This is a genomic window from Variovorax boronicumulans, assembly GCF_040544675.1.
Classification (GTDB): Bacteria; Pseudomonadota; Gammaproteobacteria; order Burkholderiales; family Burkholderiaceae_C; genus Variovorax; species Variovorax boronicumulans_D.
This window is the reverse complement of record NZ_JBEPKK010000004.1, coordinates 356,275-372,284: the sequence shown is the minus strand read 5'-3', so window position 1 is coordinate 372,284 and position 16,010 is coordinate 356,275. Positions and strand designations below refer to the sequence as shown.

At 68.3% G+C, this 16,010-nt stretch carries 9 protein-coding genes and 1 riboswitch; of the genes, 5 read left to right on the top strand and 4 right to left on the bottom strand.

Annotation, left to right across the window (positions count from 1 at the left end; all coding sequences use genetic code 11):
- Positions 1-7: 7 nt before the first annotated feature.
- The 3 genes from ABIC90_RS10365 to ABIC90_RS10355 are packed head-to-tail and all read left to right on the top strand — an operon-like array spanning position 8 to position 4,826.
- A complete protein-coding gene (locus tag ABIC90_RS10365) occupies positions 8-3,862 on the top strand; it encodes a pilus assembly protein (RefSeq protein WP_354354007.1) in 3,855 nt (1,284 codons plus the stop codon).
- A complete protein-coding gene (locus ABIC90_RS10360; protein WP_354354006.1) occupies positions 3,859-4,269 on the top strand; it encodes a type IV pilin protein in 411 nt (136 codons plus the stop codon). Before ABIC90_RS10365 ends, ABIC90_RS10360 begins: the two co-directional genes overlap by 4 nt.
- Positions 4,266-4,826 carry a GspH/FimT family pseudopilin gene (locus ABIC90_RS10355; RefSeq protein ID WP_354354004.1) on the top strand — a complete coding sequence of 187 codons (561 nt, stop codon included), beginning with the start codon at positions 4,266-4,268 and terminating at the stop codon, positions 4,824-4,826. Before ABIC90_RS10360 ends, ABIC90_RS10355 begins: the two co-directional genes overlap by 4 nt.
- A 17-nt stretch (positions 4,827-4,843) precedes the next feature.
- Here ABIC90_RS10355 and nrdR read toward each other — a convergent pair whose 3' ends face one another.
- The 3 genes from nrdR to ABIC90_RS10340 all read right to left on the bottom strand — a co-directional run bounded on the left by nrdR (position 4,844) and on the right by ABIC90_RS10340 (position 7,605).
- Entirely contained in the window at positions 4,844-5,287 is a 444-nt protein-coding gene (gene nrdR, locus ABIC90_RS10350; RefSeq protein WP_093246962.1) for a transcriptional regulator NrdR, read from the bottom strand.
- 18 nt (positions 5,288-5,305) lie between these two features.
- Positions 5,306-6,550 carry a serine hydroxymethyltransferase gene (gene glyA / locus ABIC90_RS10345; protein ID WP_354354003.1) on the bottom strand — a complete coding sequence of 415 codons (1,245 nt, stop codon included), beginning with the start codon at positions 6,548-6,550 and terminating at the stop codon, positions 5,306-5,308.
- A 41-nt stretch (positions 6,551-6,591) separates the two neighbouring features.
- Positions 6,592-6,717, bottom strand: a riboswitch (ZMP/ZTP riboswitch).
- A 42-nt stretch (positions 6,718-6,759) separates the two neighbouring features.
- On the bottom strand, positions 6,760-7,605 hold the full coding sequence (locus ABIC90_RS10340) for a lytic transglycosylase domain-containing protein (protein WP_354354002.1): 846 nt from the start codon (positions 7,603-7,605) through the stop codon (positions 6,760-6,762).
- Positions 7,606-8,203: 598 nt separating this feature from the next.
- Between ABIC90_RS10340 and ABIC90_RS10335 the strand changes: the two genes are divergently transcribed.
- Both ABIC90_RS10335 and ABIC90_RS10330 read left to right on the top strand, forming a co-directional pair.
- Entirely contained in the window at positions 8,204-12,034 is a 3,831-nt protein-coding gene (locus ABIC90_RS10335) for a DUF748 domain-containing protein (RefSeq protein WP_354354001.1), read from the top strand.
- Between the two features lie 189 nt (positions 12,035-12,223).
- Positions 12,224-15,115, top strand: coding sequence for a DUF349 domain-containing protein (locus ABIC90_RS10330; RefSeq protein WP_354354000.1), 2,892 nt, complete (start codon positions 12,224-12,226; stop codon positions 15,113-15,115).
- Positions 15,116-15,201: 86 nt separating this feature from the next.
- Here ABIC90_RS10330 and ABIC90_RS10325 read toward each other — a convergent pair whose 3' ends face one another.
- Positions 15,202-15,993 (bottom strand): zinc-dependent peptidase, encoded by a 792-nt coding sequence (locus ABIC90_RS10325; RefSeq protein WP_354353999.1) that lies wholly within the window; start codon positions 15,991-15,993, stop codon positions 15,202-15,204.
- Positions 15,994-16,010: the final 17 nt, after the last annotated feature.

The window sequence follows — 16,010 nt, the reverse complement described above, 5'->3', positions numbered from 1 at the left end:
AACTCGCATGCGATTCTTCAGAACCCTGGCGGCGGTAACTTGCGCCGTCTGTCTTGCCCACGGCGCTGCACAGGCTCTGCCGCCCGATGCGGAACTCCCGAGCGAGCCGTTGTTTTCGCTGGCCTCGCGGGTCGATCCCGGCTTGGTGATCGACCTGTCGCTCAAGCAGTCGAACGCGGGCGCCGCCTATCGCGACAGCTTCGATCGAAAGAAGACCTACCTCGGCTACTGGGACCCGATGGGCTGCTACAGCTACGCGAGCGGCGATGCCTACTTCAAACGCGCGTCCGCGGCGACCCGACGCAGCGGCGGCGAAATAGGCTGCACGAACCTGTGGAGCGGCAACCTGCTGAACTGGGCGGTGTCGTCGTCCCTGGACGGGCTGCGCCTGGCGTTGACAGGCGGAGACCGGGTGGTGGACGAGCCGGGCCTCACCGTGCTGCAGCGCGCGGTATTGCCGGAAAGCTTCCATCGCGGCCCTGACTTTCCTGGCAAGACGATCACCGGCAGCCTCGACAGCCTGACGCCGCTGGTCACAGGTGCGCGCGAGGGCTTGCGGGCGGCCGACACGCTGCACTTCAGCAGTTGCCTCGATCGCTTCGTCGTCGGGCCTGTGGCGGCCGGTAGCTGCACGGACCCGGTGGGCACGGCTTTCATGGCCCGGGTCGAGGTTTGCACGCCAGCCGAGGCGGCGTTGCGTCCTTCGCTGTGCGCGAGGTATCCGGACGGTCGCCACAAACCCGTGGGCGCCATCCAGCGCTACGCGGGCCGGATGCGGTTTGCTGTTTTCGGCTACCTGCCAGCCCGCGACCACGCGCGCTATGGCGGCGTCCTGCGCGCACCGATGAAGCACGTGGGGCCTACAAAACCCGACATGGCCTTCGGCAGGGTGGACAACCCGGCTTCGGAATGGGATGCGAGAACGGGCGTCTTCAAAGCCGAGGCAGTCGGCCCTCGCGCAACGGACGCCAGCCCGGGAGTCATCCACGCCATCAACCGCCTGGGGCGCAGCGGCGGCAAGCCGGGCGCCTACGGGTTGTTCGATCCGGCGGGCGAGCTCTACTACGAGTCGCTGCGCTACCTGCAGGGCAAGGCGCCCACGCCCGAGGCAACGGCAGGCGCGGCGCCGGGCAACGGCGTGCCTTGGGCGGACCCCGTCGCTGCCAGTTGCCAGCGCAACGGCATCCTGCTGATCGGTGACCCCGACACGCACCACGACCGCTCGCTGCCTGGCATGTCAAAGGGCGACTCCACCGGCGATTTCGACCGCGGCTTCAACAACGCCGGGCATGAGCCCGACACGAACTACTGGACGGGCCTGGTCGGCGCGTTCGAGCACAGGGAATCGCTCCCGTACGCGCACCCCTCGGGCAAGCCCGGCCTGCTCACCACCGGCAACGACGGCCTTCCGGCCCTCAACTACAAGGGCGGTGCACCGCTGACGTCGGCCAATATCGCGACCATCGAAACCGGTGCCGACAAAGGATCGTTCGGCATGGCGGGCCTGGCGTACTGGGCCAACACGCAGAAGATCCGCAGCGACCACCCCCATCTGCGCGTCCAGACATTTGCCATCGACATGGGGCCGGGCGGTGGAGGCGCCACCGCGCAAAGGCAACGCGGCAGCGCGTTCTTTCTCGCGGCGAAGTACGGCGGCTTCGCCGACGGCAACGGCGACGGCAATCCGTATCGCGCATCCGGCGGCGGGTCCGAATGGGCCGAGGGGCTGGACGCGGACAACCAGCCCAAGCCGGCAAACTACGTTCTGGCCGGCGAGCCCGCGCAGATGGTTGCCGCCATCCGCCGCATCGTCGAGCGATCGGTCGCGATGGCAAGCGGAAGCAGCGCGCCGGGTGGCGCGTTGTCGTCGGGCACCCTCGCAAAGGCGGGAGCGAGCGTCTATGTGCCGCAATCCGACGGGCGGCGCTGGTCGGGCACGCTGCTGTCGTACCCGCTGCGTTTCGATGCAGCAACCGGCGCCGCGCACCGCGCCGACAAGCCCGACTGGGATGCCGGCGAGTTGCTGACCGGCAATGCCAACGCCAGGCCGGCGGTGACTGCGCGCGACATCGCGAGCAGGCAGATCTTCACGCTCTCGACCGCCGGCGTCGGCATCCCGTTTCAATGGGAGGCGCTCGACAACGGGCTGCGCGCCTGGCTCAACGCGACGCCCTATGCCGAGGCGGCCCTGTTCGACGGCCTGGGTGCCGAGCGGCTGGCGTATTTGCGCGGCGATCGAGGTCGGGAGCTGTCCGCCCCACAGGGCGTCTTTCGTGTGCGCGACTCGGTGATGGGCGATGTGGCCCACGCGAGGCCGGTCTTCGTGGGCGCGCCCAGCCTGGCCATCCAGGAGGCCGGCTATGACAGCTTCCTGGCCGCCCATCGCGGGCGGACGCACGCGGTGTACGTCGGCGCCAACGACGGCATGCTGCACGCCTTCGACGCACGCACCGGGCACGAACTTTTCGCCTATGTGCCGCGCATCATGTTCGCCAGGCTGGCTGCCTACACCTCGCCGGACTACGTGCACCGCAGCCATGTAGACGGCACGCCCACCGTGGCGGAGGCGCGCATGGCGAGCGGCGAATGGAAGACGGTGCTGGTCTCTGGCAGCGGCGGCGGAGCCACCGGCGTGTTCGCGCTCGACGTGAGCGACCCCGCCAGGTTCTCGGCCGACAAGGTGCTGTGGGAGTTCAACGGCGCCTACGACGACGACATGGGCCACGTCACCCAGGCGCCCCGCGTCATGAAGTTCCGCACCGCCGCAGCCACGAAGACGCGTGCGGCAAGCTACCGCTGGTTCGCCGTCGTCCCCTCGGGCTTCAACAACGCCAACCCCGACAAGCGCGCCGCGTTGTTCCTGTTGTCGCTCGACAAGCCCGTGGGCGAAGCCTGGAAGCAGAACCTCAACTACTACAAGATCGTTCTGCCGCCGCCCAAGGACGACACCGTCGTCAACGCGTTGAGCGCCCCGGGCGACTATGCCGCGGCGGACGGGTCCACCCGCCTCCTCTATGCGGGCGACACCCAGGGCAATCTGTGGCGGTTCGATTTCAGCGGCAACGCGCCATGGAGCAAGGCCTTGGGGCCGGATCGCCTGCCTCTGATGGTCGCCATGTCAGGCGACGGTGCGGATGCGAAGCGCCAGCCCATCACCGTCGCGCCGGAGGTCGGCATCGGGCCGGGCGGCGGCGCGATCGTTCTCTTCGGCACCGGAAAATTCGTGAGCCCCGAGGACCTGGGGCATGCCAGCCGCGGCGTGCAGACGGTCTACGGCGTGTACGACAACGGCACCGCCATTCCGGCCGGGGAGGCGCGCATGCAGCTGCAGCCGCGCCGTGCCGGCCCTGCCACCGGGAATGCCTTCCCGCCCGTCACCGGCGATGCCTTCGTCTACGGTGCGGCCGACCGCAAGACGAATGCCCGGCGCGGCTGGTACTTCGACTTGCCGGCAGGGCTTGAGCGAGGCGAGCGGGTGGTTTTTTCGCCGGTGCTGAGCGACGGCCAGCTGTTCTTCAACACGCTCATTCCAGGTGCCAGCGCCACTGCATGCGGCACGGACGGCGGTGGACGCAGTTGCGCGGTGAATGCGATGACGGGGCTCTCGCAGGGCGGGACCTGCGTGCCCTCGGGCTCCGGCATGCTGGGCGCGCCGCTGGTGGTTCAGTTGGGCGAGGGCGGCCTCAGCACGACCGACGCGCTGGGGCGCCGGCCGGAAACAAGGCGGCTGGCCATCGTCAATGTGGGCAACCGCGGCGCAGGAATCTCGACCGCGCAGCCCGTCGAAGGCGGCGCGGTGTCCCGCATGGGAGGCCGCCTGAACTGGCGGCAGATCGTCGATCACCGGGGAGCGAAGCCATGAGGGCCGCCGTGCGTAGCGGCTTCACGCTGATCGAGATGATGATGGTGCTGGCGATCGCTGCGATCCTGGCGGCCATCTCCTATCCGTCCTACATGGATTTCGTGCGCCAGGGTTGGCGCGGCGAGGGGCGGGCCGCGCTGATGCGGCAGATGCAGGAGCAGGAGCGTCACTTCACCCTGGCAGGGCACTACCGGCAGTACGAGGGCGACTCGGGCGACGGCGGCGCGGGCGGCAAATACACGCTCCAGAGCGGGCACTGCGAAGGGGCGGCCACTGTCCGCACCTGCGTCCGTCTGACCGCAACGCTCAAGCCGCAGTGGTCGGACCCGGAAGCCGGCAATCTGTGGATCGACAGCACCGGCAACAAGGGCTGCGACGGCAACCGGCCCAGCAGATGCTGGCAATGAAGCGTGTGCAAAGGCCGCAGCGCGGCTTCACGCTGATCGAGTTGATGACGGTCGTCGCCATCGTGGCGGTACTGGCCGCCTTCGGCGTGCCGGGTTTTCGCGACATGCTGCTCAATCAGCGCCTCGCGACTGCGGCACAGGCCTTCAGCGCCACCTTGAGCTTCGCGCGCCTGGAAGCCGTTCAGCGCGCACAGCGCGTGCGGGTGGAGGCGTTGTCGGGCAACGACTGGGCGGCGGGCTGGGCGGTGCAGACCGGGCCGGACGATGCGCTTCGAACGCTGCGGCGCTTCGACCCGTTGCCGCAGGGCGTGCAAGTCGACACCACACTGGGCGCAGGCTTTGCGCAGGGCCTGAGCTACGACGGCAACGGGTTCGCGCGCCAGACCGCCAGGTCCGGCTTTGGCGGTGGCTGCCTGACACTGAAGGCCGACACGGGACGCCGTGCGTCCATCGTCGTGTCCGCTTCAGGGCGGGCAAAGATCTGCAATCCGGATGTGAGCGGCGATTGCGGCTCCGGGGTGTGCGGCAGGGGCCGCAAGGACGACGAGGGCGCCTGACCGCGCCGTTGCCGAGGTCAGATGTCGCGCAGCAACTGCCTGAACTCGTCCACGTCCTCGAAGCTGCGGTACACCGAGGCAAAGCGCACGTAGGCCACCTTGTCCATGCGCTTGAGTTCGCGCATCACGAGTTCGCCGACCTTGGTCGAGTCGATTTCCCGCAGGCCGCTGGCCAACAGCTTTTGTTCGATGCGCAGCAGCGCGTTGTCGATCTGCTCGATGCTGACCGGGCGCTTGCGCAGCGCCAGCATCATCGAGGCGCGCACCTTGCTGGAGTCGAAGTCGGCACGGCTTCCGTCCTTCTTGACCACGACGGGGAAGTTGACGTCGGGCCGCTCGTAGGTGGTGAAGCGCTTGTCGCAGGCGCTGCACTGGCGGCGCCTGCGGACGAAGTCGGCGTCTTCCGAAACGCGGGTTTCGACGACCTGCGTTTCGAGATGACCGCAAAAAGGGCATTTCATGCGGTCAGGCCGTGCACATCAGCGATAGACGGGAAAGCGGCTCGTCAGGGCGTGAACCTTGGCGCGCACGGCTTCGATGTTCGCCGCGTCGCGCGGGTTCTCGAGCACGTCGGCAACCAGGTTGGCGGTGATGCGGGCTTCTTCGTCCTTGAAACCGCGCGTGGTCATGGCGGGGGTGCCGATGCGCACACCGCTGGTGACCATCGGCTTTTCCGGGTCGTTGGGGATCGCATTCTTGTTGATCGTCATGTGGGCGCTGCCCAGCACGGCTTCGGCTTCCTTGCCGGTGATGCCCTTCGAACGCAGGTCGACCAGCATCACGTGGCTTTCGGTGCGTCCGCTCACGATGCGCAGGCCGCGCTGGGTGAGGGTGTCGGCCACGATCTGGGCGTTCTTGACCACCTGTTGCTGGTAGGCCTTGAATTCAGGCGCCATGGCTTCCTTGAACGCGACGGCCTTGGCGGCGATCACGTGCATCAGCGGGCCGCCTTGCAGGCCCGGGAAGATCGCGCTGTTGATGGCCTTCTCGTGCTGCGACTTCATCAAAATGATGCCGCCGCGCGGGCCGCGCAGGCTCTTGTGGGTGGTGGAAGTGACGATGTCGGCGTGCGGCACCGGGTTGGGGTACACGCCCGCGGCCACCAGGCCGGCGTAGTGGGCGATGTCGACCATGAAGATCGCGCCCACGTCCTTGGCCACCTTGGCGAAGCGCTCGAAGTCGATGTGCAGCGAGTAGGCCGAGGCGCCCGCGATGATCAGCTTGGGCATGTGCTCGTGCGCCTTGCGTTCCATCGCGTCGTAGTCGATGGCTTCGTTGGCGTCCAGGCCGTAGCTCACCACGTTGAACCACTTGCCGCTCATGTTCAGCGGCATGCCGTGGGTGAGGTGGCCGCCTTCGGCCAGGCTCATGCCCATGATGGTGTCGCCGGGCTTCAGGAAGGCCAGCATGACGGCTTCGTTGGCCGAGGCGCCGCAATGCGGCTGCACGTTGGCGGCATCGGCGCCGAAGATCTGCTTGACGCGGTCGATGGCCAACTGCTCGGCCACGTCCACGTGCTCGCAACCGCCGTAGTAGCGCTTGCCCGGGTAGCCTTCGGCGTACTTGTTGGTGAGCTGCGAGCCCTGGGCGGCCATGACGGCCGGCGAGGCGTAGTTCTCGCTGGCGATCAGCTCGATGTGGTGTTCCTGGCGCGCGTTTTCAGCTTGAATGGCGGCCCAGATTTCGGGATCGGTCTGTTCGACCAGGATATTGCGTTGGTACATGGCAGTCCTTTGAAGACGAGGTCCTTGTTCTTCAACCAAACAAGGGCTGCCCAGGCGAACGGCTGAACGCCTGTTGTGGCCAGGCGGTACGCTTCCCAGTGGTATTCCACGTCAGCGCGGGACACCTTGTTCGGGTGCCGCGCCTATCGCCAGTCGCGTACGGGGGCGAGTGTAGCGCACACCCGGTGCGCCACCGCCTATTCCCGACTTCAGGAAACCGCGGAAAGCAGGGCGACCTTGGCGGGCTCCGCGCCTTCTTCGGCCTTGATCGGGGCCGGTGTCAGGACCGGGATCGGCTGTGCGCGAACGGTGGTCCGCGGCGGGAGCACCGACGGCGCACGGCCGTTGGCCACTTGCAGCAGGCGCTCGTGCTCAGCCATCACCTTGTTGGCATAGCCGCCGTCGTCCGGCAGGTTGGCCGCGCCCACGTAGTAACGCAGCCCGCCTTCGAGCGAACCGGCGCGGGCGATGCATTCCTGCAGCACCTTCACGCCCACGCGCATGTTGGTCACCGGGTCGAAGGCGGTGAGCGTGCCGCCCGCGCTTTCGTACTTGTCGCCGTGCACGCGGGTCATGACCTGCATCAGGCCCTGGGCGCCGACATGGCTCTGGGCGAAGGGGTTGAAACTGGATTCCACGGCCATGATGGCCAGGATCAGCGTCGGGTCGAGCTTGGTGCGCTTGCCGATGTTGTAGGCCTCGGCCACGAGCACGCTCAGCGGCTCCGGCGCAACGCTGTACTTCTTGCTGAGCCAGTAAGCCACGGCGGCCTGCTGCTTGGGCAGGTCGCTGGGGCTCGCGGCCGTGGTGCGCTCGATCGCGGTCGGCTCCAGGTCGGTGGCCTCGGGTGCGGGCTTGCGCGACTGCAACCAGCCCATGAGCTGTTCCTCGCCGGTCTGGCGCAGATCGGGCCGTGCCACGAGGGCGAGGGCCGCGAACACGATGGCCAAACCGACCAACGCAAACCCGTTGTGGGTGATCTCAAAAAAGCCGTCTGCCACATCGGACACAAAGGTCCGTAGCCCGCGGGCTGTGGCATCAAACGCCTTGCTCATCGCTCTTCCTTTCTGTGCGGCACCTGATCGCAGCACCTGTAGAGGCGATGGATGAAGGCAGCGGCGCTTGGATTGGTACGAATCAGGCTCCGCGCATGGAGGTGTAGGGTGAGGAGCGCGGTGACCTGATCAAGCCGGGGATGTTCCCGGCAGCGGATTCAGGGTGGCCCGGCTGCATCGGGCAGTCAGGGCAGCGCGGATTCTAGCGCTGCTAAATACCCGGTCAAGTATAAGGAATTGATTCGATATGCCATTGAATACTTAAAAATCCGGCCGCCACAGAGACGTTCGACCTACGGGAAAGCCCTTGCAAGATTGAATTTGCAATGCGAGGGTGCGGCGCCTAATCTGAACAGGCCTGAGTTTTCGGGCATTTTTCCGATGTCAGCCGGCCCGAGGTGCAAGTCAAGGGTTCGAACGACAGAGGAACCACGGCGGCAATCTCTTGCTGCCAGCACGGCGGGAACCATTGACTTCCGGTCGCGCGAATCGATGGCATGGGTCTTATGCCCGCCATCAAGCCCGGCAACGAGACTTCAGTCGCGTTGCCGGGCTTTCTTGTTTCTGGATTGCCACCCGTTTGCGGCACACTCCCGCGATGAATGCAGCTTCGCTCAAACAAAACAAATGGGTGCGACGTGGGATCGTCGCGGTGCTGGTTCTGCTGGCCCTCTGGGTCATCGCGTGGCTGGCGGTGCCGCCGATCGCCAAGAGCCAGTTGCAGAAGATCGCGAGCGAGAAGCTCGGCAGGCAGGTCACCGTCGGCAAGATCGATTTCAAGCCCTGGACCCTGGAGCTCGCGCTGCACGACCTGCGCATCGCCACCGCCGACGGCAAGCAGCCGCAACTGGCCATCAAGCGCATCTACGCCGACGCCGAACTGCAATCGCTCTTTCGCCTCGCGCCGGTGATCGACACCGTGACGGTCGACGCGCCCGCGGTGCTGCTCACCCACCAGGCCGACGGCAAGTACGACATCGACGATATCGTCGCCAGGCTCGCGTCCGGCCCGCCGTCCGATCCCAAGGCCGAGCCGGCGCGCTTTGCCATCTACAACATCTCGATCAGGGACGGCGCGGTCGACTTCGACGACCAGACCGTCAAGCGCAAGCACGAGCTGCGCGGCTTCACGCTTGCGGTGCCTTTCCTCAGCAACCTGGCTTCCCAGCGCGAGATCAACACCGAGCCCAAGCTGGCATTCACGCTGAACGGCAGCAAGTTCGACTCCGCCGCCTTCACGACGCCTTTTGCGCAGAACCGCAAGACCGATGCGCACGTGCAGTTCAAGGGCCTCGACCTGGTGCCCTACCTCGGCTACATCCCCGGCGGCCTGCCGGTGAAGCTGCAGGCGGGCAGCCTCGATGCCGACCTGAAGATCGACTTCCAGCAGGCCGCGACCACCGGGCTGAAGATCACCGGCACGGTCGAGGCGAACGGCGCCAGGCTGAGCGATGCGCGAGGGCGCGACATGCTGAGCTTCGACTCGCTCAAGCTCGCCCTGGCGGATGTGCGCCCGCTGGAGTCGGTGTTCCATCTGAGTGAGGTGGCGCTGGCCAGTCCGCAGCTCGTGGTGGCGCGCGATGCGAACGGCCAGCTCAACCTGATGGCCACCGACCCGTCCACCGGCGTCGCTGAAAAGGTGGCGCCGCTGCCCGCGGCCGCGGCCAGCGCACCGGCCGGCAAGGCGGCGGAGAAACCCAAGCTGAACGTGCAGGTCGACAAGGTGGCGCTGACCGGCGGCCGCATCGGCTGGCGCGACGAAACCGTCAAGCCGGCCGCCGCCGTCGACGTGACCGAACTGGGGCTGGCCGTCACCGCCATCACCTGGCCGATGACCCGGCCGGCCCAGTTCGACGGCAGCACCGCCGTCGCAGGCGCCATGCTCAAGTTCAAGGGCAGCGCCACCGACAAGGTCGCCAACGTGCAGACCGAGGTCGAAGCGCTGCCGCTTTCGCTCGCGGCGCCCTACCTGGCGCAGAGCCTGGAGCCCACGCTCGACGGCAAGCTCAGCGGGCAGATCGACATCGCCTGGGATCAGCCCAACCTCAAGTTCAAGGCGCGCCGCCTGGCCGCCGACGGGCTCGCGCTGACCCAGACCAAGACCGCGCTGGCCAGCGTCGGGCGCTTCGAGCTGGTCGACGCCGAAGTCGACATGACGCAGCACACGCTGAACATCGCCTCTTTCACCGCCACCAACCCGAAGGTGCGCGTGGAGCGCGACAACGAAAAGCGCTGGATGTTCGAGCGCTGGCTCCGGACGCCCGCCACGGCCGGCGGCGCGAAGGAGGGCGCCTCCGAAGCCAAGGTCGCGGCGCCCAAGCCGGCCGGCGCCGGATCGGCCAAGGCCGACGCCAACACCAAGCCCTGGGCGCTGACCATCGGCACCGTGGCGGTCGACAACGGCAGCCTCTCTTATTCGGACAAGGCGGGCGCGTTGCCCGTGACGGTCGAGGTCACGGCGTTCAAGCTCAATGCCCAGAAGATCGCGCCCGAGACGAACACCGTCTCGCCGCTGCAGGTTTCGGGCCGCATCGGTTCGGGCCGTTCGGAACCGGGCCGCTTCGACTACAAGGGCAACGTCGTGCTCAAGCCGCTGGCGGCGGAGGGGCGGCTGGAGGTGGTTTCGTTCCCCGCGCACGCCTTCAAGGCGTATTACGCGGACGCGCTCAACGTCGACATCCGCCGCGCCTTCGCGAGCTACCGCGGCACGGTGAACTACGCGACGACACCCGCCGGCATGAGCGTCAAGGTGGCCGGCGACACCGCGCTGGACGACTTCCGCGCCAACAGCGTCTCGTTGACCCAATCGCCCGGCTTTGGCCGCAACACCAACCAGTTGCTGAGCTGGAAGACGCTGAGCCTGCGCGGCCTGCAGGTCAGCATGGCGCCCAAGGCCCCGCCGACCGTGGACGTGCGCGAGACCACGCTGACCGACTTTTTCGCCCGCGTGATCGTCGACCCCACCGGCCGCCTCAACCTGCTGAACCTCACCAAGAAGGGCGAGGCGGAGGGCATTGCGACGGCGGCTGCGGCGAATGCAGAGGCCAGGACCCAGAAGGGCCCGGGCGGCACCACCACCACGAGCCGCGCGGCACCGGCGCAGCGCTCGGGCGGCGCGCCGGTCTCGGCCGAAGCCATGGTCGGTGGCAGCGCCGAGCCGGCCCAGCCGGCGGCGGCGCCTGTGGCAACGGCCCAGGCCCCGGCCGACACCGGCCCCAAGCCGGTCATCAATTTCGGTCCGATGAGCCTGATCAACGGCAAGATCGACTTCACCGACCTGTTCGTCAAGCCCAACTACTCGGCCGACCTGAGCGAGCTGACCGGCAAGCTCAGTTCCTTCTCGTCGAACCCGCCCAAGGGCGAGGGCGGCCGGCCCGCGCTGGCCGACCTGGAACTGCGCGGCAAGGCGCAGCAGACGGCCGCGCTGGAGATCACCGGCAAGCTCAACCCGCTGGTCAAGCCGATCGAGCTGGACATCACCGCCAAGATGCGCGACCTCGACCTGGCGCCGCTCTCGCCGTACTCGGTGCGCTACGCCGGCCACGGCATCGAGCGCGGCAAGATGAGCATGGACGTGAACTACAAGGTCGCGCCCGATGGCCAGCTCACGGCAACCAACAAGCTGGTGCTCAACCAATTGCAGTTCGGCGAGGAAGTCGCGGGCGCGCCCAACAGCCTGCCGGTGAAGCTGGCGGTGGCCCTGCTGGCCGACCGGAACGGCGTGATCGACGTCGACCTGCCGCTGAGCGGCTCGCTCAACGACCCGCAGTTCAGCGTCGGCCCGCTGATCTGGAAGGCCGTGGTCAACCTGATCGTCAAGGCGGTGACGGCCCCGTTCAGCCTGCTCACCGGCGGGCTCGGCGGTGGCGGCAGCGGCGAAGCCAGCGCCATCACTTTCGAGCCCGGCAGCGCGGTGCTCAGCGCCGGTGCAAAGGAAAGCCTGGACAAGGTCGCGAAGGCCCTGACCGAGCGGCCGACCCTTCAGATGACGGTGGTCGGCACCTCCAGCCTTGAGAAGGAGCGCGATGCCTACCAGCGACAGCGCGTGCGCCAGCTCACCCAGGCCGAGAAGCGCCGCGTGGCCGTGCGCGCCGGCCAGACCGGCACCGACGTGCCGCCGGTGACCGACGCCGAATACCCCGAGCTGCTGACGGCCGTCTACAAACGCGCCGACATCACGAAGCCGCGCAACCTCGTCGGCCTGGCCAAGGATCTCCCCGTCAAGGAAATGGAAAACCTGCTGCTCGCCAGCGTGCCGGTCGACGAAGAGTCGATGCGCCAGCTGGCCGTGTCGCGCGGCGCCGCCGTGCGCGACTACCTTCTGGCGCAGAAGCTGCCGAGCGAGCGGCTTTTTCTGGGCGCGGTGCGCACCACGGCCAGCGGTGCCGAATGGAAGCCCGGCGCCGAACTGAGCCTGACCATGAGGTGAGGGCGGCCACTTGGTTTTTTCCTTGAGCTTGCTATATATGTAGTCCGTTAAGCTCCACGCCCGCAAACCTGCGTTCGCCACCGTTTCTCGACGGAATTCAGCGGCCAAGCGCAAGTGGGTGAAAATGTCGATGTGCGCCGGCCTTTGCCGGCGCCTTCGCTTTCTCTACTAAGACAACGATTTCGCGCAGTGACCTCTACTTCTTCCAAGCCACACGACATTCAGGCCCTCGACACGCTCACCGGCGGCGCCTTCACCGCGCCGACCTCCGGCGAGCGCGCCGCGCGCATCCGCGACTGGCTCGCGGGCAACCCCGCGCCCGAGCAAATGCAGGAAGTGTTCAAGGAGCTGAGCGGTCGCGACAAGGGCGCCGCGCGCCTGCTGCGCGAGAAGCTCGACGAGCTCAAGCGCGCCAAGGGCCAGGAAGCCATTGCCGCCGAATGGGCGCAAAAGGCCGAAGGACTGCTGGGCCAGCCCAAGCTGAACATCGCCGATGCCCTGGCCTGGCAGCGTGACGCCGCCAAGGCCGGCGCGCCGCTGTCGCGCGAGCCGCTGGCCGGCTTGAAGGCCCAGCTGGCCGAACGCGTCAAGGGCATCGAAGACCTGCAGCATCGCGCGCAGGTCCACCGCGAAGCCGCCGTTCTGCTGGCACAGCGCTTCGAAGTGCTGTCCACCAAGGGCTGGCAGGACGCCCAGAGTGCCGAGGAATCGCTGCGCGCCGACGTCACCCACTGGCAGCAGCAAGCCGCCGATATCACCTCCGACATCAACTGGAACAGCCTGGACGCCAAGTTCGCGCCGCAGCTGGACGCCTCGAAGTCCCAACTGCTGGTGGTGTCCGACGCGTTCCACAGCGCGCTGGCCCAGGCCATTGCCGCGGCCGCCGACGCTGCGGCGCCGCTGCCGCCGGTGCCCGTGTGGGCCGACGAGCTGCGCGCCGCGCGCGGCGAGGTGGTTGCCCCCAAGGCTGCAGCGCCCGCACGGCCTGCCGCACCCAAGATCGATCCGGCCGTGCGTGCCGCGGCGCAAGACGCCGTGCAGGCCGCGCTCGCCAAGCTCGAACAGGAAACCGCCGAAGGCCATGGCAAGGCCAGCGCCGGTGCGGCTGCCGCACTGCGCGCGGTGCTCAAGGAGCACGGCAAGCTGGTCGAAGCACCGCTCGAAGCCCGCGTGCACGCCGCGCTCGTTGCAGCCGGCGAGCTCGAAGGCTGGCAGCGCTGGAGCGCCGACAAGGTGCGCGAAGACCTCGTGGCCAAGGCCGAAGGCCTTCTGAAGCGCCCCGAAGGCCAGGCCCTCGGTGGCCGCAAGATGCAGGAAACGCTGCGCGCGCTGCGCGACCAGTGGAAGCAGTCCGACCAGGGCGGCGTGCCCAACCATGCGCTGTGGAAGCGCTTCGACGAAGCCTGCAACGAAGCCCACAAGGTGGTCGAGGCCTGGCTCGAGAAGGTGCGTGCCGATGCGGCCGAACACCGCGCGCATCGCGTGGCGCTGATCGAAGAGGTCAAGGCCTGGGCGGCAGAGCACGCCGGCGCCACCGACCTGAAGGCGCACAACCGCGCGCTGCACCAGTTTGCCGACCGCTGGCGCGATGCCGGTCATGTGGGCGAGAAGGTGTTTGCCGAGCTGCAGCCGCAGTGGAACGAAGCTTTCGGCGCCGCGCGCGCACCGTTCGAGACGGCGCAGAAGGCCAGCGTCGAACGCCGCCAGGCCATGATCGCCGAGGCCGTCGAACTGGGCGCCCAGCCGATGCTGCGCATCGATGCCGTCAAGGCGCTGCAACAGCGCTGGCAGGCCGAGGCGCAAGGCGTGCCGCTCGACCGCCGCCACGAACAGAAGTTGTGGGACGCGTTCCGCGCGCCCATCGACGAAGCCTTCAACCGCAAGACCGCCGAGCGCGAAAAGGCGTCGTCCGCGATGAGCGAGCACGACCGCTACGTGCTCGAGGCTTCCAAGGCGCTGGATGCAGCCAATGCCGGCGGCGACGTGCAGAAGATTCGCGCGGCCATCGCCCGGCTCGAGGCCGCCATGCGGGGCGAGGCACCCCCGCCCGCGCCGAAGGCTGCGCCGGCCGCCGCAGCGTCCAACGACGGCCCCCCGGTCGGCGCGACCGACGTCGTGGCCCCCGGCCAGGCTGCCGCCGAGTTCAGCGAGAGCGCACAACAGGCACCGAGCCCGAGCGACGCCGAAGCATCGCCGGCCACATCGGTCGAGAGTGCGCAAGCTGGCGCCCCCGACCTCGTGGCGCCGGCCGATGGTGCCGATGCGTCCGCGCGCGCCGACCACGCCGCCCAGGAAGCCGGCGAAGCAGCCGCTGCCGACACGCCGGCCCCCGCTGCCCCCGCTGTTGCACCGAAGCCGGCCCCCAAGCCTGTCGTGGCCATGCGCGGCGACGACCGTCCCGCCAGCAAGAAGACGGATGCGGCGCCCGCAGGCCGTGCCGGTGGCAAGTTCGGCGACCGCCGCGATGGCGGCCGGCCTGCAGGTCCAGGCGGCCCGGGCCGTCCCGGCGGCGATCGCGGTGCGCCGCGTTCCGATGCACGCGGTGATCGCGGTGATCGCGGCGCACCGGCCGGTCGTTTCGGCGACCGTCCCCCGCGCTTCGAAGACCGCGGCCCACGCCTGGGCGATGCAGCCTTCCGCGCCCAGCGCGAAGCCCTCGAACGCGCGGACATGGCGCTGCGCAAGCTCGCGGCGCAGGCGCACGGCGAAGCCCTGACGCAGGTGCTCGGTGCCTGGGAGCAGCGCGATGCCGCACGCCTGCCAAGCGTCCAGGAATTGGGCCGCGCGGTTTCGCCGGCCGTGCGCACCCACTGGTCGCAGGCTGTGGGCAATGCCCCGACGGCAGCCGCCAGCGATGCGGCCGAAGCGCTGCTTCGCCTGGAAATGGCCGCCGAAGTGCCGACGCCCGCCGAGCAACTCGACGCACGCCGTGCCTTGCAGCTCAAGCTGTTGACCAAGCGCGGCGATCCGGCCCCGTCCCAGACCTGGGGCCAGGATGCCGGCAAGGTGCTGGCGGCGGCTCATGACGCAGCCAGCGCACGCCGGCTGCAGAACGCGCTGAAGGCCTTGCTGCGCAAGTAAGGCCAGGGCGCCTGCTGAACGGCCAAGAAAAGGAGCCCCGCGGGGCTCCTTTTCTTTGGGTCGTTCCGGTCCTCGGTCGGCGCTCGTCAGGCCTGCTCGGCCAGAAAGAATTCGTCGAACAGACCGAGCACCGGAGGGAAGTCGCGGGCGAAGTTCTTGCGGTTCACGAAGTAGGCCTCGCAGGCCACGGCGAAAAATTCGCTGATCGAGGTCGCAGCGTAGTCGTCGAGCCAGGGCGGCTCGGCGCCGAAGCGCTCGGCCATGACGGTCTTCTCGCGGAAGTCGTCGTACGCAGGCTGCAACACGGCGAGCCAGGCGGCGCGCGCCTCGCGGGCATTGCGCGTGCCGGCGAAGCCCGTGGGCAACGGCGGGCAGCCGTCGGCGTCGCCGCGGCGCATGTCGATCTTGTGGGCGAACTCGTGGATCACGACGTTGTAGCCGTCCTCGCTGGTCACGCTGCTGGCGAGCACGTCCTGCCAGCTGAGCATGACCGGGCCGCGGTCCATCGCCTCGCCGGCCACGACTTCGTCGTACTCGTGCACGACCTGGGCGTCGTCGACGATCTTTCGCTTGGCCACGACTTCGGAGGGGTGCACCACGATGCCGACGAAATCGTCGTACCAGTCGAGTTGGCCCTTGAGATGCAGCACCGGCAACACGGCCTGCGCCGCGATCGCCAGCGCCACCTCGTCGGTGATGACGAAGCCCTGGGTGCCGTGGAATTCCTTGTCGCGCAGGAACTCGGCGGTCAGGGCGCGCAGCCGTTGCAGGTCGGCGGCGGGGCGTTGGCCCAGGAAGGCGTAGCGCGCCAGCGTGGTCTGCCAGGCGGCGTCGGGGATGGGGGGCAGGGCGCTCAACCGGCGCAGCCACTTGAACATCGGCGGTTCCGCGCTTC

Coding starts and splice junctions, on each gene's coding strand:
- ABIC90_RS10355 (WP_354354004.1), top strand. CDS start 4,266: ATGAAGCGTGTGCAAAGGCCGCAGCGCGGCTTCACGCTGATCGAGTTG.
- ABIC90_RS10325 (WP_354353999.1), bottom strand. CDS start 15,993: ATGTTCAAGTGGCTGCGCCGGTTGAGCGCCCTGCCCCCCATCCCCGAC.
- ABIC90_RS10335 (WP_354354001.1), top strand. CDS start 8,204: ATGAATGCAGCTTCGCTCAAACAAAACAAATGGGTGCGACGTGGGATC.
- nrdR (WP_093246962.1), bottom strand. CDS start 5,287: ATGAAATGCCCTTTTTGCGGTCATCTCGAAACGCAGGTCGTCGAAACC.
- ABIC90_RS10365 (WP_354354007.1), top strand. CDS start 8: ATGCGATTCTTCAGAACCCTGGCGGCGGTAACTTGCGCCGTCTGTCTT.
- ABIC90_RS10360 (WP_354354006.1), top strand. CDS start 3,859: ATGAGGGCCGCCGTGCGTAGCGGCTTCACGCTGATCGAGATGATGATG.
- ABIC90_RS10340 (WP_354354002.1), bottom strand. CDS start 7,605: ATGAGCAAGGCGTTTGATGCCACAGCCCGCGGGCTACGGACCTTTGTG.
- glyA (WP_354354003.1), bottom strand. CDS start 6,550: ATGTACCAACGCAATATCCTGGTCGAACAGACCGATCCCGAAATCTGG.